General features: G+C 49.8%; 17 protein-coding genes. 12 read left to right on the top strand and 5 right to left on the bottom strand.

Annotation, left to right across the window (positions count from 1 at the left end; all coding sequences use genetic code 11):
- Window positions 1-55 precede the first annotated feature (55 nt).
- The 10 genes from BQ7382_RS03955 to BQ7382_RS03910 all read left to right on the top strand — a co-directional run bounded on the left by BQ7382_RS03955 (window position 56) and on the right by BQ7382_RS03910 (window position 7,533).
- Entirely contained in the window at window positions 56-979 is a 924-nt protein-coding gene (locus BQ7382_RS03955; RefSeq protein ID WP_077390840.1) for a LysR family transcriptional regulator, read from the top strand.
- A gap of 120 nt (window positions 980-1,099) precedes the next feature.
- Window positions 1,100-1,573, top strand: a complete 474-nt coding sequence (locus BQ7382_RS03950) for a hypothetical protein (RefSeq protein WP_077390839.1) — start codon at window positions 1,100-1,102, stop codon at window positions 1,571-1,573.
- 56 nt (window positions 1,574-1,629) lie between these two features.
- Window positions 1,630-2,607, top strand: a complete 978-nt coding sequence (locus BQ7382_RS03945; RefSeq protein ID WP_077390838.1) for a flavodoxin family protein — start codon at window positions 1,630-1,632, stop codon at window positions 2,605-2,607.
- Window positions 2,608-2,711: 104 nt separating this feature from the next.
- Window positions 2,712-3,584 carry an acetyl-CoA hydrolase gene (locus tag BQ7382_RS03940; RefSeq protein ID WP_077390837.1) on the top strand — a complete coding sequence of 291 codons (873 nt, stop codon included), beginning with the start codon at window positions 2,712-2,714 and terminating at the stop codon, window positions 3,582-3,584.
- A gap of 7 nt (window positions 3,585-3,591) precedes the next feature.
- Window positions 3,592-4,101 (top strand): DUF1097 domain-containing protein, encoded by a 510-nt coding sequence (locus tag BQ7382_RS03935; RefSeq protein WP_077390836.1) that lies wholly within the window; start codon window positions 3,592-3,594, stop codon window positions 4,099-4,101.
- 274 nt (window positions 4,102-4,375) lie between these two features.
- The gene (locus BQ7382_RS03930; RefSeq protein ID WP_077390835.1) at window positions 4,376-4,930 is read left to right on the top strand and encodes a DNA-3-methyladenine glycosylase I; all 555 of its coding nucleotides are present in this window, start codon (window positions 4,376-4,378) and stop codon (window positions 4,928-4,930) included.
- A gap of 32 nt (window positions 4,931-4,962) precedes the next feature.
- On the top strand, window positions 4,963-5,316 hold the full coding sequence (locus BQ7382_RS03925; protein ID WP_077390834.1) for an arsenate reductase family protein: 354 nt from the start codon (window positions 4,963-4,965) through the stop codon (window positions 5,314-5,316).
- Window positions 5,317-5,379: 63 nt separating this feature from the next.
- A complete protein-coding gene (locus BQ7382_RS03920) occupies window positions 5,380-5,604 on the top strand; it encodes a hypothetical protein (RefSeq protein ID WP_077390833.1) in 225 nt (74 codons plus the stop codon).
- 90 nt (window positions 5,605-5,694) lie between these two features.
- The gene (locus tag BQ7382_RS03915) at window positions 5,695-6,537 is read left to right on the top strand and encodes an aldo/keto reductase (RefSeq protein WP_077390832.1); all 843 of its coding nucleotides are present in this window, start codon (window positions 5,695-5,697) and stop codon (window positions 6,535-6,537) included.
- A 78-nt stretch (window positions 6,538-6,615) separates the two neighbouring features.
- Complete coding sequence (locus BQ7382_RS03910) at window positions 6,616-7,533, top strand: YitT family protein (RefSeq protein ID WP_235847937.1); 918 nt, start codon at window positions 6,616-6,618, stop codon at window positions 7,531-7,533.
- Between the two features lie 254 nt (window positions 7,534-7,787).
- Here BQ7382_RS03910 and BQ7382_RS03905 read toward each other — a convergent pair whose 3' ends face one another.
- From BQ7382_RS03905 to BQ7382_RS03895, 3 genes are all read right to left on the bottom strand, one after another.
- The gene (locus BQ7382_RS03905) at window positions 7,788-9,482 is read right to left on the bottom strand and encodes a phosphoenolpyruvate carboxykinase (ATP) (protein ID WP_077390831.1); all 1,695 of its coding nucleotides are present in this window, start codon (window positions 9,480-9,482) and stop codon (window positions 7,788-7,790) included.
- A 330-nt stretch (window positions 9,483-9,812) separates the two neighbouring features.
- Window positions 9,813-10,130, bottom strand: coding sequence for a cell division suppressor protein YneA (gene yneA, locus BQ7382_RS03900; RefSeq protein ID WP_077390830.1), 318 nt, complete (start codon window positions 10,128-10,130; stop codon window positions 9,813-9,815).
- Between the two features lie 262 nt (window positions 10,131-10,392).
- The gene (locus BQ7382_RS03895) at window positions 10,393-11,637 is read right to left on the bottom strand and encodes an aspartate aminotransferase family protein (RefSeq protein ID WP_077391216.1); all 1,245 of its coding nucleotides are present in this window, start codon (window positions 11,635-11,637) and stop codon (window positions 10,393-10,395) included.
- Between the two features lie 401 nt (window positions 11,638-12,038).
- Here BQ7382_RS03895 and BQ7382_RS03890 point away from each other — a divergent pair, with 401 nt between their 5' ends.
- A complete protein-coding gene (locus BQ7382_RS03890; RefSeq protein WP_077390829.1) occupies window positions 12,039-13,217 on the top strand; it encodes a PucR family transcriptional regulator in 1,179 nt (392 codons plus the stop codon).
- A gap of 136 nt (window positions 13,218-13,353) precedes the next feature.
- Window positions 13,354-14,928, top strand: a complete 1,575-nt coding sequence (locus tag BQ7382_RS03885; protein ID WP_077390828.1) for a sodium/proline symporter — start codon at window positions 13,354-13,356, stop codon at window positions 14,926-14,928.
- 135 nt (window positions 14,929-15,063) lie between these two features.
- Here the strand turns inward: BQ7382_RS03885 and BQ7382_RS03880 are convergent, their stop codons facing one another.
- Both BQ7382_RS03880 and BQ7382_RS03875 read right to left on the bottom strand, forming a co-directional pair.
- Window positions 15,064-17,184: a CocE/NonD family hydrolase gene (locus BQ7382_RS03880; RefSeq protein WP_077390827.1), complete on the bottom strand. Its 2,121-nt coding sequence runs from the start codon at window positions 17,182-17,184 to the stop codon at window positions 15,064-15,066.
- Entirely contained in the window at window positions 17,181-18,440 is a 1,260-nt protein-coding gene (locus BQ7382_RS03875) for a diguanylate cyclase domain-containing protein (RefSeq protein WP_159437215.1), read from the bottom strand. The genes BQ7382_RS03880 and BQ7382_RS03875 overlap by 4 nt, the downstream gene beginning before the upstream one ends.
- Window positions 18,441-18,726 lie beyond the last annotated feature (286 nt).

Here is an 18,726-nt window from a genome sequence, read left to right as displayed (position 1 = left end):
GCCTGATATCCAGGCAGCTTTTGTTGTATCGAGATTCTTTTTATGAGGCAGCAAAATGAACGACTTGCAGATAGATTATTTCATGGCTGTTGGCACCAACCTCAGCTTCACGAAGACATCCCAGGAGCTTTACGTTTCCCAGCCGGCGATATCAAAGCAGATCAAACTGATGGAAGAGGAACTGGGGGTAAAGCTCTTCTACCGCAACAACAAGCGCACAGAGCTCACTGAAGCGGGAAAGCTTTTTTACGAATTCTTCGGCAACTATAAAGCAGAGAGGAAAAACGTGACTCAGAAGGCGATCCTCCTTCAGGACAGAGAGAGGCGATCTCTCAAGGTAGGCTTTCTTGAAGGGTGGGATCTCACAATGATACTACCGCAGTTCAACCGAAGGCTCAGAGAGGTTTTTCCGGACATAGAAATAGAGATAGACTGTGCAGGTGTAAAAGAGCTGGCCGCCTCGGTGCTCAGTGGGCGGCTGGACCTGGCAATGTCCCTTCACAACAGCCTCTACGACCTGGAGGATTTTTCCTGCAACGACATTGGAAAGGCGAAGAAGGTGCTGATGTATTCCTCCAGGAGCAGGTACGCGGAGATAGAGAAGCCTGCGATGGGCGATTTCAGGGACGCTCTCTTCGTGGCTCCGACATGCATCGACGACAAAGTAGTGGAGAGGATAGTGCAGTCCTACTGCAAGCCTTTCGGATTCACGCCGGAGATAAAATTCGTGCACAATTTTGAGGCCATGATCACCTATGTGCGCAACGATATGGGAGTCGCCTTCGCGGACAGCTGGAACTGGGCTATCAATTCTTCCGACATAAATCACATGGATCTCGACATATCCGATGACATGTCTATCGTAACAGTTTCAAGGGATGAGCGGCCTACAATCGCCACCGCTGCGGATCTCCTGGAGGCCGTGACCGCAGAAGCCTTTTCAACTGCACCGTGGTTCTGCACTTATGATAACCAATAGGTTATGAACTTAATGACGTTATAACGATTTTACATGATCGTGCATGTTCTATATTATCGTCTTGCAAGATGTTATTCTTTTCACGAGATGTTCAGCTGCTTTGCAGGAGGAGACAGAACAATGCAAAAAAGCAAAAAGCTTATGGCAGTAAATGCTTTGATAATGGATCTGCCGATGAGTATCGTTGTAACACTGGTGGCACTGCTGGTAGGACACAATCTGACACCACAGGCATTCGTAATGAATGTGATTCTGGCGTACATTATCACTTTCCTGATCAATATGTTTATCCCGTTCCCTAAGTGGGGATTCGCTTTCGCATCGAAGTTCGCACAGCCAGCTACAAGAAAGTTCGGACTCCTGTTCAACGTGCTGGTAGCTTTTGTTTTCACTGTTATTCTTGACCTGGTTCTTGCTGCCGTAGGAGTTCTCCTGATCGCACATCAGCCTTTTAATGTTTTCATTCTGGCAGCACTTGGTACATTCATTCCTTGCTACGTGACAGCATATGTTATCGCCCTCATCTGCAACGGCCCGGCCGATACACTCAGCAGAAAGATCTGCCACGAGCCGGCTGACTATCAGCACAGATAAGTTTATCGATCCATATTCGACTGAATATATTTCAAGCATTTGACAGGAGGAAGCAAATGAAAATTCTGGGAGTTTCACTGGGAACAAAAAACGGAAACAACGACACTATGTGCCGTGTGGCTCTTGAGGCAGCAAAGGAAAGGGGTGCTGAGATCGAGTTCATCCACCTCTTCGACTGGGACATCAAACCTTGCACAGGTTGTGTTGCCTGCTCGAGGGGACTGGTTATGGGTAAGGGAATGGTATGTTCCCAGCAAGACGACTTCAAGGCGTTCTACGAGAAAATGATTGATGCTGACGGCGTTCTCTTCGTAGATCCTATCTTCGAATCAGGATGCACGGGACTTTTCCATAACCTCATGGACAGGATGGGACCTGGACACGACACCGGTCTTCTTCTGGGATGTTCCGAGAAGATGAAGGCTCAGGGCAAACAGCCTCTGGACATGAAGTACTTCAAGCAGAAGGCCATCTCCTTCGTCGGCATAGGCGGATCCGACTGGGCCGTAAGGGTGGAGACTGACCACGCCATGCTGGCTATGAGCCCTGGCTGGAAGGTAGTTGACAACGATTATTTCTCCTGGTCCAAGGATGTCATCATGCAGGATGACAAGGTGGAGCGCATGAGAGAGATCGCCAACAACCTGGTAGACGCAGCCCAGGACATGATCGACAGACATCTAATGATATTCGATCCTGACAACGACAAGCTCGACTACTGGAAGGGCAAGAAGAGCGCATGTCCTCACTGCCACGGTAACAACTTCTACATCCACCCTGGCACGGATATCGCTGAATGCGAGCTGTGCGGACTCAAGGGCAAGCTGGTAGTAGAGGACGGAGCAATGACTCTTAAGTTCGATCCTGCTGAAGAGTTCCACGCCCATGACCTCCTCTCCGGAAAGAAGCTCCACGGAGACGACATCTTTGAGAATGAAGGAAGGCTCATGGGACTTTACAAGGACGAGGAGTTCAAGCGCCGCAAGGCTCATTACACTTCTGTCATCGAGCCTACTCCATCCCCATCAAAGTAATATAGCAGATAAAGTTTATCCATGCCATTGCAGTTAAAAGAGCCGTCAGGCTCTTTTAACTCTATATCACGGCATTTCAAAATGAGAAGAAAGAAGGGAACAACATGAAAAGACCTGACTTTTACCCTGTCAGAAGCCTTATCTTTGTAGATCTGGCTCATGAGGACTACAGGATCAAACTTGAGAACTGGCTGTACAGATATCACGTTCCGGACAGCATCTCCCAGTTTGGACCTTATGTATCCAAGTACGCATTCTACCAGGCTCTTCCTGTTCCTCCGGGAGGGGAGAGGTTCGGCACGGTCAGGATGCAGATGACGGAGCACTACTGGCTGGCAAATCCTAACGACATCAGGGAATTCGTACATCACAAGGCTCTTACCGAATACTTCCCTAAGGATGTCCTCGTATGGCAGAACAACCTTCCGGATGAAGGACACTCCAGATTTATCGACAAGAGTGAAGAGCAGAATTTCGAAGGTGATGACGCAAGATCCACAAAGGGCAACGAGAAGCTGGGCACGGTTCCTTTCGTGTTCGCCTTCGTTCCTGTCTGGTGGGAAGACGACTTCAAGGGCGAGGGAAGGACCGTAGAAGACGGACCTAACTACAGATGGCAGTTCATGGTGAGATATCCTGAGGGTGTAACACGTGACGAGGGAGACAAGTGGCTCACAGAAGAATTCATTCCTGCCTTCACGGACTGCCATGAGGTCACGAGATGCCTTTCCAGCAGGATCATGAAGGAAGTGAACAACTGCGACTTCGACAGGCTCGTTGAGATGTGGTTCCCTTGCCAGAGCGCATGGGTACACGCAGTGGAAAAGGCCTCCCAGAAGTGTCGCAAGCCTGAGTGGGCCGAGACGCCTGACTTCCCGTATCTGAAGAAATCTTATGGCTTCACAGGCATTTTCCTGTCGGATATCGCCAGATCCGACAACATGACCCAGTATCACGGTTACATCACCATGAGATAGTACGGTCATGGGGAAAAAGATATTTAACAGGGATATCGTTACTCTTGCGCTCCTCGTGGCGATACTTCCTCCGGCATGGGCGGTATGCGCTCCGTACGTTGGGAATACCGTGGGACCGATAGCACTGATATCTGCCGGCATATACGGGGCAAATAGCAACCAGTTCAAGGATGCCCTCAAGATCTCCATCGGGTACATCCTTGGAGATCTCTGGGCGCTGATCTCCGCTGAAGTTATGGCGAGGCCTGTCATCAACGGCGATCTGCAGCTTTTCCTGACACTGTTCGTGATGGGCTTCCTGGTGGTCATGATTTCCAACATGGCCCCGAAGTACACTTATATGCCTTCGTGGCTCGCAGGATGGGCCATCGGCATGCTGACCATGAATCTGGATGCCGAAACTCCAAGACTATCGCTGTTCATCCAGATCGCCGTGGCTATGCTCGTGGGAGTGTACTACGTAGGTGCTCTGATGGACAGGATACACAAGCTGCTTAACAGAAGTAAAGATAAATAGACGATAACATATTATTGTCTATTTAATAGAACCTTCCAGAAATCCTTATAGAAAGGGATCTCCATCCGGAGGTCCCTTTTTTTGTGGTCCATTCATTTTAGTCCGTACTTTCCTTCGATATTCATCGAGCCACGAAATATCACGAAATATCGTATCACGTAAAGCATATGCGATGTGCTACACTATTGGCAACGGAGAAAAGAAGAGTCAGACTGAGAGACGGGGGAAGTGCTTCAGGTCAGACTTACAGTCGTTTAAGTGAAGGGGTACAGCTATGAGCAACTCTTGCGGCGCCTGGTATGAAGGCGATCCTGTTTTGGAGAATTACCATGAAAACGAATGGTGCAAGGTCAGCCATGACGACCGGTTCCAGTTCGAGATGCTTTGCCTCGAGGGCGCCAGCACAGGCCTCTCCTGGAAGACCATCATGCACAAGCGCGACGCCTACAAGGCGGCGTTCAACGACTTTTCCATAGAAGCGTGTGCGGCGATGACAGATGAGGAGCTCGAGAAACTGCTGAGCGATGCATCTCTCATCCGCAACAGATCCAAGATATTCAGCGTACGGAGAAATGCCCGGGCGGTGAGGTCGATCCAGGAGGAGTTCGGATCATTCGATGCATACCTGTGGGGCTTCACAGAGGGTAGAGTCATAGACGGTAACTGGACCGAAACGTCACAGATCCCGGCTGAGTCTGAGATCTCGAAGGAGATGAGCGGCGACATGAAGAAGAGGGGGATGAGCTATGTCGGACCGGTCATCACCTATTCCTTCATGCAGGCCATAGGAATGGTCAACGATCATCTGATCGACTGTCCATACAGATAGTCGAATATCATTTGAATATCAAGGAGGGTACCATGATGAAGATCTATTGCTATGACCGCTGCAGCACGTGCAAGAAGGCTCTGAAGTGGCTTGATGAGAAGGGGATAGAGTACGAGCTCATAGATATTAAGGGCGACAATCCGGACAAGGAAACGCTGGAGAGATACTACCGCGCCAGCGGCCTCCCTCTGAAGAAGTTCTGGAACACGAGCGGGATCCCGTACCGTGAGATGGGCCTGTCGAAAAAACTTCCGGAGATGAGCGAGGACGAGCAGCTCTCGCTGCTTGCGACCAACGGCATGCTCGTGAAGCGGCCCCTCCTGGTGGACGGTGATGTCATCCTGACCGGATTCAAGGAGTCCGAGTGGGAGGATAAGCTGCTGTAAGCCTCTCACTGCTATGAATACAACGCCTCAAGTGACTACGTCCTCATGCCTGAATGTCCGGGCATGACTGATGAGGAAGCGGCAGAGATCGTCGAAAGCTGGTGCATCGAGTACGATATCCCATATGTAAGTGACATGGACAACATAGAACGGATGTACCGCTGGTATTACAAAATCGACAAACTGGAGGCGGAATTATCGGGCCTGGACTACCATAAAATTGATCCGCCTGATAACGTTGTACATCATTTAGTGAAACGTACTCCTTCTCAGATAGAGATACTTTGAACCATGTTGATCTTGCCCCGGACTTCGGGGCATTTTTCATTATGGACCACGGTACAAACTATGGTAAAATGACAAAGAAATATCATTTTAATGAAGGAACTGAACAACTATATGTACGATATTGAGCGACAGATACGCCTCAACAACGGTTATTCCATTCCGCTTATAGGGTTCGGCACCTATGGCCTCACCGGTGACAGATGTGTCGATACCGTCTCTATGGCTGTAAAAACAGGCTTCAGGCTTATTGACACGGCTCCGATGTATGAAAATGAGGAAGAAGTGGGGCAGGGCATCGCCCGTGGATGTTGTACGGCAGGGATCTCCCGCAACCAGATGTTCGTCATTACAAAGGTATCGGAGGACATGGGCGGAAGAGAGACTATCATGTCAGTGAAGAGATCTGCCAGGATCATGGGACTTGAATACTTCGACCTCGTGCTGCTTCACGAACCTTACGAGCACTTCACCGAAATGTACAAGGGCCTCGAAGATTGTCAGGACAGCGGTCTGGTCCGATCGATCGGCGTGTCGAACTTCAGCGATGAAGAATACCTTGAACTACTTCATAACTGTTCGGTCATACCGGCGGTGGACCAGGTGGAGTGCCACATATATCACCGCAATCTGAAGTGGAAGGAGACCTTCGACCTCAAAGGTACCCTCATGCAGGGATATGCGCCGCTCACTCAGGGGAAAAAAGCTATCCACGGTGAGCAAGTGCTGCGGGAGATAGCGGATCGGCGTAAAAAGACAGTCTCTCAGATAGCGCTGAGAAGTCTGACCCAGCTCGGCATTCCCGTGATCGTAAAGTCATGTAGCGCAAAGCACATGAAAGAAGATCTGGAGAGCCTGGAATTCTCTCTGAGCGAAGGAGAAATGGGAAGTATCGGCCGATTAGACAGGGAGCCATCTCTTTTTGGTTGGGACTAGGAGTTATCTTCTTATAATTATTATTGGTAAATAAACGCATAATAATCGATTCAACACATGATAACCACTACATGGCAAATGAGAAAGGACACAGATATGATAAAGTGGTTCAATGACCTTGATCCTAATTCAAGTACCACGATGAGGGAGGTTTTCTATATTATCGTTGGTAATTTCATTTCCGCTGCTGCAATAAACTACATCGTTTACAGCCACGGGTTCTACATGGGCGGTTTCGCAGGAATATCGATGCTGCTGAACCTGTTTTTCAGGAACGTGATCCCCGTTCCTATCCCGGCATCCGTGAATCTCGTAGGTATTCTTTACTTCATATTGAATGCGCCGCTGTTCATCTGGGCGCTCAGGGTGATGGGGGTTCCTTTCACTGTCAAGACGTTGATATCAGTAGGGCTACAGTCGGTATTCCTGGCGATGGTACCCGTACCGGCCACACCGCCTTTCACCGATCCGCTGACAACATGTATAGTGGGAGGCATCCTCGGCGGCTTCGGAAACGGCCTTGTTCTAAGGGCAAGGTGCAGCTGCGGTGGACAGGACATCATCGGTGTTGTGATGAGCCGTACACATCCGAATTTCACGGTAGGAAAGATCAGCATATTTATCAATATCGGCGTCTTCAGCGCCTGTTTCCTGATTTTCAATGCACAGATGGTCGTTTATTCCTTTATTTTCGTGACCATATACAGCCTGACCGTCGACAGGATACATACACAGAATATCAGAACTACGGTGATGATCTTCACCAAAAAAGAAGGCATAGCAAAGGCTATAATGTCAGAGCTGCCTAGAGGAGTCACCGACTGGGTAGGCGAAGGCGCATATACCAACGAAAAGACTTACATACTAGTGACGGTCGTTTCTAAGTACGAGATGACCAGACTCAGGGAGATCGTGAACGAGATCGATCCTGACGTTTTCATGATCGCCACGGAAGGAAACCAGATCTACGGTAATTTCCAGAAGCGTCTAAGCTAGTTCGGCCGGTGGATCCAAGGTGGTTCAACTAAAATATTTTTGTGATAGTGTTCATCAGGAATAAATGACGTGAGTAAAAATAAAGCGGGGAAGTAATGATCCTCGTTTTATTAGTTCGTCCAACTATTCCTAAAATCATAATTTTGGGAATAGTTGATACCGTAAAAAAACAGTGCCCGGGTTTTATCGTTTGATCCGGGCACTTATCCGTTCTGTATTGACCTGTTTATTATTTTAGAATATTTTCCGATTTATTATTTCTCTTCTATAAAGTTCAGCAGGTCTGCTGCGGCTCTGTCCAGTCCTTCGCTGTTTTCCGGATCCACTCCGAGATGTGTGAACACTTCTCCAACGAAGACATCGTTTTTCTTCAGGCACCTGAACACTTCATCTATGATACCGCCACAGAGTTCCTGCTGCTGCATCGGCCCGAACGGATTTGCGAAAAACGTCTTTGAAAGACCCTTTTCCTGTGTGGTGCCTTTGGCCATCCGCTTTCCTTCGATGAAGATGCTCTTTGCCTCCTCCATGTCATCGATCCTGCGCAGACCATATCCTTCTCCGTAGTTGTTTGCATATGCAAAGAGATCCACCTTGTGGTTAGTGGTAACCACCGAGTAAGGCGCCGCCGGCGTTATAACACGTGCGTTCGTCCTGTCCGGATTGAAGAAGATGGACCTGTTCATGTCCCTGTAAGGTGTTCCCGGATCAAGGTCGTCCAGACGGACGAATGCGCCGATCTCTGTTCCTTTGGCATAGATCTGGCCATCCTCGATATGGAACGTGCCCATGTCGTCAAATACGACCTCAATATTCTTGATCTTGTCAGTACCCAGGTTCTTCAGCGTTTCGATGGTCTCCGATTTGCCGGCGCCGGAATCTCCCATGAGGCAGATGCCCTTGCTGCGGTCATCCTGCATGGTTATGTTCACGAAAGCCCCGTGGATCGGCAGCCAGCCTTTTTGCATCATAGCGACATTGTGGAGAGTCAGCACGGTTTTTTTCATGTATCCGAAATAATCGATCTTTTCGTTGTAAGTGACGCTGCCGACCCAGAGATCCATCTCGTCATCGTGATAGAATGTACACTTGTTCAGGCCGTCATCGTTTCCGAAAATAAGGATGCAGTCAGGCTTTCCAACTGTTTCTTTTTTTGTGGCAAGCTCGAACAGGTTAGCACAGGATACGCCGCTGGACATGAAGTCGCGGTGAAAATAGATGAAGATCATCAGGTCGCCGACTTTTGCAGGGAAACAGAAATAGTCCTCCGGGTTGCCGTTGAATGAGTCTATAGGATTTGTGTCCACCTGCTCAAAGGCCCATTCCCGCTTGTTCGACTTCGGATGAAGTATCATAGGCGTACGGAGCATGACTGCATCGATGAACATCACCTTGCGGAGAGCATCGTAATTATCTCCCAGGGTAAAAGAATCGTTCCTGTATAGAGCCAGTCCTGCGTTGGTGCCCGCAGGCTGCTGGCGGTAGATCTTGTTCGTCCTTCCCATAAGAGTCTGCTCGATCCGGCGGAACGAAGACAGAACGATATTGTTGTAATGCTCATCCGCAGTTACGAAAAAAGTGGACTCAGCATCCCTGCGACGGTCCGTGGTTATCGAATAGCGCTCATGGGACTTCCAGAAATCGTAACAGCGCTCTACGAATTCCAGTGCTGTTTCAGGATCGTCCATAAGCGGTGAATCGATCTCTTTATGATCAAATACCATCAGTGCACGTGCGAAGCGGCAGATGGCATCGATAGCTTTTTTCTCAGGCAGGTCGCCTCTGGCCCAGTCGTACAGCTTCCTGTTCGTAGCCTTCAGATGTGCCAGATACTGTTCGAGGAATCTGCGAAATTCCTTGGACTTAAGCATATCAGACTTCGTCTCAGGATAAGCCAGATCAAAATTCAGAATGACTTCGTTATCGGTCAGATACATTTTTTCTTTCATCTTGTTCTCCCACTATAAAAATAGTGCAATAGTTGCTTCTTTTTCATAAAATCTCACGTTGATTCTACCATATATTCGTCGACTATTCTCTGATTGTTTGTGATTTGATGCGCTTTGTTCTATGTCCACCAGCGATCCGGATGTAAAACAATGAAAGCCCTGCATGGATGCAGCATGCAAGGCTCAGGAGCAACTGCCGATGTTCTGTGTATCGGCCGGAATGTGTGAAGATGCGATTCTTTATAAAGTAACTACAGATGGGAATTTTCAGAACCACATCGTGTTTGCGTTATTATCTTTCTCTGCGATCATGTGGATCGGTAAAGCTGATCAGTTTACCGGTACGAAAATCGTATCTCCGGCCTGGATATCTTCAGGCTGTATATCGTTGATCTCACAGATCTCCTTTACAGTCGTCCGTACGTCCTGGCTGTCATCGCAGTATTCAGAGGCTATGGACCAGAGTGTATCGTTCTGAGAGACCTGCACCTCTCTATATGTATCCATGGATGAAGCGTCAGATTCCATGCCGAAGAACACACCGTAAACGATCATGATCATAATGAAAGCAATAGCCATCACGATAGCTGCACCCTTGAATTTTACAGATGCTGTATGTGTTGAATTTACCCTGTTTGACCTCTTCATCAGTATCACCTCACAGCGTGTTTTCAGAATGTATGTTCAGAACGTTTGTTCTTTTATGGTGATATTATATTCGAGGGCGTTATCCATGTCAACGTTTTTTCAAACATTTGTTCGAAAAAACGGCTGATATTTTCAATACGACATTGCCACTATTATCAATGGAATGCAGAGACACGAAAAACCGCCGGAACTGTTCCGGCGGAATTATATGGAGGAAACAGAAATGCTTGAACAAATATTTAAGCATTTGTTGTCGGAATGTTTACGCGGCTTCCGTTTCTGCCTTCTTTACATGGCATGCTTCGACCGCCTCTTTAATTATCTTGACCGCCTGATCGCACTGAGCCTTTGTCACGATCAGCGGAGGCACCATCCTGATCACACTGCTGCCTATAGAGGTTATCAGCAGGCGCTTTTCGAAGCACTGGTGCTTCACCTCATGAGCGTCGACAGAACCCTGGAACTCAACTCCTACGAACAGTCCCTGTCCACGCACCTCCTTGACGTACGGCACCTCGGCCCTGAGCTTTTCCATGAAGTATTCCCCTACCTTTCTGGCGTTCCTCGGAAGATCTCTTCTCATAAGCTCGTCTATCTCAGCAAGCGCAGCTGCGCAGCATACCGGATGTCCGCCGAAGGTGGATCCGTGTGAACCGGCGGTGAAGGCTTTTGCCACCTCTTCTGTGGCGCAGATAGCTCCTATTGGCATACCGCCGCCGAGGGCTTTTGCCATCGAAACTATATCCGGCTTTATCCCGTAGTTCATGTAGGACATGACCGCCCCTGTCCTGCCCCACCCCGACTGAACTTCATCCAGGATAAGAAGTATACCTTTTTCATCGCAGAATCTGCGGAGCCCGGTCATGAATTCCTTTGTCGCCGGATACACGCCTCCCTCACCCTGCACCGGTTCGATCATGATGGCTATGGTGTCCTCGGTACAAGCGTCCCTGAATGACTGGAGATCGTTGAACTTCGCGTATGAAAAGCCCTTTTCCATAGGTCCGAAGCCCTGCTGACAGGCGTTGTCCGGCTGTCCCGTAGCGGACATGGAGCCGAAGGTCCGGCCGTGAAAGCTGTGAGCCGCGGTGACGATGTGGTACCTGGACGGGCCGTATTTTTCTATGCCGTATTTTCTGGCCATCTTGATCATGGCCTCATTTGCCTCTGTTCCCGTGTTCTGGTAGAAGATCTTATCCATTCCTATGGTGGTGCAGATCTTCCTGGCCAGAAGCGCCTGCGGGATCGTATATGGATAGTTGAAAGTCTGCATCAGCTGAGCAGCCTGCTCCTGAACGGCTTTTACAACGGCCTTGTTGCAGTTCCCTGAAGAGTTCACAGCGACGCCTGCGTAAAAATCGAGATATGGAATATCCTTTTCATCGTAGAGATACATTCCGTCGCCTCTCTCGGCTATGAAACCGAATCTCTCGTAAGTCTCGATCATGTACTTGCTGACCATTTCCTTGATCTCTTCGGCCGAATAGCCGGTGTCTCTCAGTCTCATTTCCATGCCCCCTTCTGATATCCCTGGTCCGTTTCCCTGTTTACGAACTATCTATTTGATAGTGCCATTATAGCGGTGGAATATCTGCAGAGAATTGTGTTGCGATACAATATTCATTGTGCATCATTACAATTTTATGTGCTCATATTACTTAATAATTCTACTATATTTACAAATATCGATCTTCCCGACTATTGTGCTCGTGAAAAATCCGAACGATAGCAGTGTTATTTTTCCTCAATGTGACTGGGATCCAGAGATATGCCTCGAATCATATTGTTCGTTTTAACAAACGTGCACTCATATTTTTATCATCTACATATATAAAATGTATAATCTGACTAGATGATAAATGAGAAAAGCAAACAGTAAAGGTTAGAGAAAGTAAAAGGGGTATCGATATGTCAATGGATCTGAAGGTCCTCATCGACCATTATCAGGGGAACGAATTGAAACTGGTCGCCGGCTCTTGCGGAATGCACCGCCGTGTTACCTGGGTGACCATGATGGAAACTCCGGACATGGCGGATCATCTCAGCGGACAGGAACTCATCCTGACCACTGGGATAGGCCTGGAAAAAGGAAATATCTGCCAGTCGTTTTTCGAACTCGTCCGGGGGCTCTGTGAGCACGATGCTTCAGGCGTAGTGGTGAACACTGGCCGCTATATCAACGATATACCAGAAGCCGTCACAGAATACTGCAATAGAGAGGACTTCCCTCTTTTTACGCTGCCATGGGAGGTCCGGCTGTCCACCAGCGTGATACAGCCGCTCTGCGAATGCATCGTACAGGACAACACCCTTGAGGAGGAAGTGAGCACCGGATTCAAAAACGCCATTTTCTTTCCCGATCAGGAGGACAGGTATATAGTTCCCCTTTCCAGGCACCACTTCAACGCAGATGACAGGTACGCGATCTGCATGTTCCGCATAGACAACGTGTCATCTGACCCCTATGCTCTGGCGGAATCCATAAGGACCAGGCTCTGGAACCATCTCAGGGAGATCTATCCGAAGTGCGCAGTCTTCACAAACGACAGGGATATCATCGCCGTCATATCCACCGAGCACACCGCTCAGGTCCGCATACTCGCCGAAGACCTGCTGGACCACGTATGCTTTTTCCTTCCTCTCAACCAGGAGAAGATCTACATCGGCATCGGGAAACTGACAAAGAGCATCAACTGCATCAGCAAGAGCTACCGGCAGGCCAGAGCCATCGTGGGGCTGCAGATGAAGGGCTCGGTACCGCAGGACAAGATCTTTTTTACGGATATGGGCGCGTATCGTCTACTCCTTGGCATCGACGATGAGGAGATCAAAGAGGATTACTGCAGAGAGGTGCTGGGACCTCTCGAAATGCATGACAAGGAAAAGGATGGAGACCTTGTCGATGTACTGCGGCTGTACCTGGAAAACGACGGCAGCATATCACGCACTGCGGAGAAGCTCTACGTACACAGGAATACCGTGAACTATAAGATCAATCAAGCATCAAAGATCCTGAAAATGGATCTCGGAAGCCTGGAAAACCGTATGGAGCTTCTTCTCGCCTACCTTGTCCGCGACATGCTGTGAACACAAAAACGACACAATTCATTGATAACTCCTTGACGATTTCATAAAAAGTGACTATACTAATCAACAAGTGAATTGTCACTTTGCGTTGTCACTTTAAGTTTCCATCTCAAGCAAGGTGACTGAAAGGAGTATTATGAATATCGTTTTAGTAGTTGCCACCATCGTAGCTTACATGCTGGCAATGATCGCCATCGGAGTGAACGTGTCGAAGAAGAACAAATCAACCGATGTGTTCTATCTCGGAGGAAGACAGCTGGGACCTTTTGTAACAGCTATGAGTGCCGAGGCATCTGATATGAGCAGCTGGCTGCTCATGGGACTCCCTGGAGTTGCTCTCTATGGTGTTCTCGGCAGCGGCGGGACTTTCGCCGAGGCCTTCTGGACTGCGGCCGGACTTGCCGTGGGTACTTACCTGAACTGGCTCATCGTGGCAAAGCCTCTGCGTATCTATTCCGAGCATATCGATGCAAATACCATTCCTGACTTTTTCTCCAACCGTTTCGGCGAGAAGAAAGGCGTACTGCTGGCCATCAGTGCCATCATCATCGTTATATTCTTCGTTCCGTACACTGCGTCGGGTTTCGCATCAGTTGGAAAGCTTTTCAACACGCTTTTCGGAGTCGACTACCACGTAGTTATGATCATCGGAGCCCTGGTGATCGCCATCTACACTATACTTGGCGGATTCCTGGCATCTTCCTTCACTGACTTTGTTCAGTCGATCATCATGACCATCGCTCTCGCAGTGGTACTGTGGTTCTGCATCAGCACGGGCGGCGGCTGGCACAATGCAATCAGCGCTCCGAACACGGTAGTTCCTGGTTATTATCACCTGAACGCTCCAGACGGATCCTACACACCGCTGACCATCGTGTCCAACTTCGCCTGGGGACTTGGATACTGTGGAATGCCACACATCCTTCTGAGGTTCATGGCTATAGCCGACGACAAGAAGATCAAGGTGTCCCGTCGTATCGCCAGCACATGGGTAGTCATCTCCATGGGCATCGCCGTACTTATCGGTGTTCTGGGCTACGCTGTAGCTAAGAACGAAGGCTATCTGGATATGCCTAACTTCGACCCTGAGAGGATCATCGTTTACGTTGCTGATACCATCAGCAAGATCAACCCTCTCGCAGCGATCATCGGAGGTCTGATCCTTTCCGGTATCCTGGCGTCCACCATGTCCACAGCAAGTGGTCAGATGCTCGCCGCATCCTCCAGCGTTTCCGAGAACCTGGTGCACAGATTCTTCTATAAGGACATGCCTCAGGACAAGGGTATCCTCATCGCAAGGATCACCGTTCTCGGCATCACCATCCTGGGATGCATCTTTGCATGGAATCCGGACAGCTCCATCTTCCGTATCGTCTCCTTCGCATGGGCGGGCTTTGGCGCATCCTTCGGACCTCTGATGCTCTGCTCCCTCTTCTGGAGAAAGACTAACCTCAAGGGAGCCATCGCAGGCGTTCTGGCCGGAGGCATCATGATCTTCGTGTGGAAGTTCCTGATCGCTCCGATGGGCGGCGTCTTCGGTATCTACGAGCTTCTGCCTTCCTTCATCATCGGACTGCTGGTTATCATCATCGTCAGCCTGGCTACAGGTGGACCTGATGAAGAGGTTGCAAAGAAGTTCGACGAAGTAAAGCAGGTAAGAAAGAGCGGCATCAGCATCGCTGAGGACATTGCAAACGTAGAAAGCAAGTAGAGATAGTCATCGCAAGTCACAGTAATGTTGATATAAAAACACCTGTCTGGTCACGTGCCGGGCAGGTGTTTTTCTTATGGCCATTTATGGCAGATATTCAGGCTTCTCAGGGCTTTCGCTGAAGTATCAGACGTATCAGAGGTCAGCCTTAAGCCCCAGCTCACTGCCGAAGTCTCCATGATACGGTATCTCTGCGTTTACTGATCCCGTCTGGATGTCTGCAGAATACGTCTTGTGTATCAGGCAGAACACCGGATCCTCTGTTCCGATGACTACCGCCAGACGGTGCCCTTTTGCAAGCGTGTATCTGGTGGCGTTGAGAAACACGTGGTAGTCGTGGTACTCCCCTTTCACCAGCTCGATGCCCTCAGAAGCCGTCAATGGATCATAGCCTGCTCCAGGGTTGCAGAGGTCCATGTACGCCCTGGTGATGACGTTGTACTTCTTCGAAAATACGGCAAATTCCGCCTCATCCAGAGCCGGGAGTTCCCCGCCGTTAGGGAACCCTTTTTCCTTGACCACTTCGACGGGTATTACGTTCCTGGTAGCATCTGTTGCCGAGATGCTCTCGAATTCCTTGTCGCTTATATCACAGAGCAACAAGGTAAGCTTGAGGTCGTCCTGCTTTCCGGAAGAAGTCCCTATGGAAAAAGTGAGTTTATCGGCGTCATGGGCATTCACCGCATGGTATCCGTCGGCCGGGTCGCCTGCGGAAAGAGCCGCCTTCAGATCTACACGCACTGTGCCCTGGATAGTAAGGTCTTCCTGAAGGGGCTCCGTGAGGAATCTACGGTTCATGTTGGAGGAACTCGTGCTCATCTTCTCGTCGAAGTTCTCCTGGTCTATTCCGGCAGACTCCCAGTCGGTGTCTACCGTCGCAACGCCGCTATCATCCGACCGTAGCAAGATGCTTTTTCCCGTATGCCATGCATCTGCGGTATCCCAGATGTGCTGATCCCTGTTGTTCTGAACGAGGACCTCAGGCATTTTTTCAGCTCCATTCTCTGCGCCGTACAGGTAGTGAGAATACCAGCGGTTAGTGATCTCCTCGTAAAACTCTCCGTTGACGCGCAGGCTGTATCCCTTGTTCTGCATCGCAGGGGTTATGTGCGGCCCCTGATGGAGCAGGAGCTTGACGTTCTGTCCGGCCTTTTTGAATGAGTCGAACATCATCTCAAACTGCTTAGTGGAAACGTTCTCGTCGTGGAGCCCGTGAACGATGAGCGCCGGGCACTTAATGCCGTCCGCAGCCAGTGTGTAGTTACCGTCCTCCCAGAACGGGCTGTAATCTGTCCCCGTCTTGAGCTGTTCCAGGCTGAGCTCGTGGTGGAATGCGTCCAACCGGCCGCGCATCTCGTCGGTCAGCTCCGGATCGTTGTAACGGCTGGTGCAGTAATATGAAAGGAAACTGTTCAGGACTTCCTCAGGCCAGTAGCGCTGTGCACCCTGCTGGTTCTGCTGGCTATACCAGTCCGCTATACCGGCGACCGGAACGATAGTCTCCAGGCCCGGCACGCCTGTCGTCGCAACGGCAAAAGGCATGGTGCCCGCGTAGGACCTGCCGGTCATGGCAACTTTTCCATTTGACCAGTCTGCTTCCACCGCGATGGTCCCTTCCCTGTCGGTGTACGCCGTCCTGTCTCCATGGAGCCACTCGACCACTGCCTTGAATCCGTCCCTCTCGTAATGAGAGCCGACAAATTCCATACCGTCAGAGCCGAGGGTGCCGAAGCCGGCGCTGGTGACCACAGCGAAGCCCCTCACGAGATAGTAATCGAAGTTGTCTATGTTCTCGTAGCACATTGAGCCACTGTTCCCCTTGTCCGGGAAAAACCAGTCCGAAGGGTCGGCATCCATCGAGGCCTCGAGGGTGGTGATCCTGTCTTCAGGCACTCTGGCAGGTGCTTCGTTGTCGAGGTCATTGACCAGATCGAAGGGCGGGTATTCCGTGGAGTCGACTTCCTTCATGTGATCGTAGCCATCAGCGTTGATCCCCGCACAATAAGGGCGCGCCTCGTAGACAGTGGCAGCTTTGTAATTTCCCAGTGCTGCACTGCGAGGGACCTGAACGAAGGCCTTTACAAGGTCTCTTCTTCCGTCCCCATCCATGTCATAGTCGGTCTCCACATAGACGCAGCAGCGGACGATGGCGGAACTGGCCGGATCATAGGCCTCTCCCGTCTTGCCGTCGGTAAAAGGAAATACCGGCTGTGCCGCACCGTTCTCGAATACCGGTACCTGGTCGAAATCGTTCATTTTTTTCTCCTGTCTATTCCTTCCTGTCTGTAAAAACGGCTCTTCGCCTCGTACATGTTCCGGTCTGCTGTGTGCAGGAACTCTTCTATTCTGCTGCTGTCAGGACACCAGCAGGCGCCAAAAGAAAATCGATATGGATGATCTACCATGAGCTCGGCAGTAAGTTTTTCGAGCTGCGCTTTGAATACCTCTTCTTCTATCGATGGAACGATCGCCACGAACTCGTCGCCACCGGCACGGTAAATATTTTCCCTTCCGAAGTGAAAAGCAAGCCTGTCTGCCGAACGGCACAGCACCTTGTCTCCGGCTTCGTGTCCCTTCGTGTCGTTGATGCACTTCAGATTGTTGACATCAGCGTAGACGAGACCTGCCGTGACACTATTTCTTTTTAGGACATCTAGCTTTTCTATCATCGCATTGCGGTTTTGCACATTCGTCAGGATGTCCATGTGGCTCAGCCGGTCCAGGTCCTCCATCAGCCTGTGGTTGACGATCTTAGTCCCTATGAAATAGGAGATCGCATTCAGAACGGCTTGTGTGTTGACGAGGTCATTCACCTTGTAATTGTCAGCGCCAAGGTAGCCGATGAGCTTTCCATCGTCGTAAAACGGCGCGGCGACGAGGCACATGATTCCCTGCCGCTTCAGGTTCTCGTGATCCACCGGATCATCATCCCTCAGCTTCTCCACGTCCTCAATGACGACGCAGGAATTTTCGTTCAGGTACTTTTCCCATCCTCGAAGATAGTCGTCATAATCCAGGTTCTGCAAGGTCTGGATCTCAGGTGTGACGCCCTGCGCGCACCACTCGAATGTATTGCTGGCGGTGTGACCGTCTGTCTCCAGGACGTATAGGCGGTCCGGGTAAATGAACCGACTTAATTCCTCAAGCGCGTGATCCATGCTGTCCTCAAAGTCTTCGTCATTGTTCAGGATCTTCGTTATCCGCATTATGATATCGTCGGTCGTCTTCTCGCGCCGCCTCTTCCTGATGGAATCGTCCACATTGGTAAAGACGAAGGCGACGGCATCACTTCCTGCAACGGGTCCCACGGTAAAATCGAGCCAGTGCTTCGTTTCTTCTGAATAAAAGCACGAATGCACCGTGGCTTTCCGCTCCAGCGACTCATGACAATACGGAAACCACACATCACCACCCGGGTAGATATCCAGAAAGTAATGCCCTGTCAGCTCTTCTCTGCTGTACCCGGCCATCTGGCAGTAGGCCTCATTTACAAAAATGTAGCGTGCATTCACGACTCGAATATGAGAAGAGTCATAGATCGGCTTAAAAACCGCGTAAGGTACCGGTATATCTTTGAAAAGATCTGGTCGTGCTGAGTTCGGTATAGTCACTTTTATCGCCACCCTCTGTTTTCGGACACATGCTTTACAGCATCACCGATAACTGTCTCCTGTCTGGATCATATATGTGATAGTCTACCACGTTTATCCGTTAGACTGCAAAAGACATCAAATGGATGATATTGATTTCATATAGCCTGGCTGTATGTTCGTAGATCATTCAAGCTACGTAAAAAAA

This window comes from Mobilibacterium timonense, from assembly GCF_900155555.1.
Classification (GTDB): domain Bacteria; phylum Bacillota; class Clostridia; order Peptostreptococcales; family Anaerovoracaceae; genus Allobaileyella; species Allobaileyella timonense.
Note: the sequence above shows the minus strand (reverse complement) of the source record. Positions and strands in the feature narration are given on the sequence as shown.

What these genes read in the sequence shown, in the direction of transcription:
- BQ7382_RS03890 (WP_077390829.1), top strand. Translation starts at nt 12,039, where the DNA reads ATGTCAATGGATCTGAAGGTCCTCATCGACCATTATCAGGGGAACGAA.
- BQ7382_RS03910 (WP_235847937.1), top strand. Translation starts at nt 6,616, where the DNA reads ATGAGAAAGGACACAGATATGATAAAGTGGTTCAATGACCTTGATCCT.
- BQ7382_RS03940 (WP_077390837.1), top strand. Translation starts at nt 2,712, where the DNA reads ATGAAAAGACCTGACTTTTACCCTGTCAGAAGCCTTATCTTTGTAGAT.
- BQ7382_RS03945 (WP_077390838.1), top strand. Translation starts at nt 1,630, where the DNA reads ATGAAAATTCTGGGAGTTTCACTGGGAACAAAAAACGGAAACAACGAC.
- BQ7382_RS03955 (WP_077390840.1), top strand. Translation starts at nt 56, where the DNA reads ATGAACGACTTGCAGATAGATTATTTCATGGCTGTTGGCACCAACCTC.
- BQ7382_RS03930 (WP_077390835.1), top strand. Translation starts at nt 4,376, where the DNA reads ATGAGCAACTCTTGCGGCGCCTGGTATGAAGGCGATCCTGTTTTGGAG.
- BQ7382_RS03950 (WP_077390839.1), top strand. Translation starts at nt 1,100, where the DNA reads ATGCAAAAAAGCAAAAAGCTTATGGCAGTAAATGCTTTGATAATGGAT.
- BQ7382_RS03920 (WP_077390833.1), top strand. Translation starts at nt 5,380, where the DNA reads ATGACTGATGAGGAAGCGGCAGAGATCGTCGAAAGCTGGTGCATCGAG.
- BQ7382_RS03925 (WP_077390834.1), top strand. Translation starts at nt 4,963, where the DNA reads ATGATGAAGATCTATTGCTATGACCGCTGCAGCACGTGCAAGAAGGCT.
- BQ7382_RS03895 (WP_077391216.1), bottom strand. Translation starts at nt 11,637, where the DNA reads ATGAGACTGAGAGACACCGGCTATTCGGCCGAAGAGATCAAGGAAATG.
- BQ7382_RS03905 (WP_077390831.1), bottom strand. Translation starts at nt 9,482, where the DNA reads ATGAAAGAAAAAATGTATCTGACCGATAACGAAGTCATTCTGAATTTT.
- BQ7382_RS03915 (WP_077390832.1), top strand. Translation starts at nt 5,695, where the DNA reads ATGAAGGAACTGAACAACTATATGTACGATATTGAGCGACAGATACGC.
- BQ7382_RS03935 (WP_077390836.1), top strand. Translation starts at nt 3,592, where the DNA reads ATGGGGAAAAAGATATTTAACAGGGATATCGTTACTCTTGCGCTCCTC.
- BQ7382_RS03885 (WP_077390828.1), top strand. Translation starts at nt 13,354, where the DNA reads ATGAATATCGTTTTAGTAGTTGCCACCATCGTAGCTTACATGCTGGCA.
- BQ7382_RS03880 (WP_077390827.1), bottom strand. Translation starts at nt 17,184, where the DNA reads ATGAACGATTTCGACCAGGTACCGGTATTCGAGAACGGTGCGGCACAG.
- yneA (WP_077390830.1), bottom strand. Translation starts at nt 10,130, where the DNA reads ATGAAGAGGTCAAACAGGGTAAATTCAACACATACAGCATCTGTAAAA.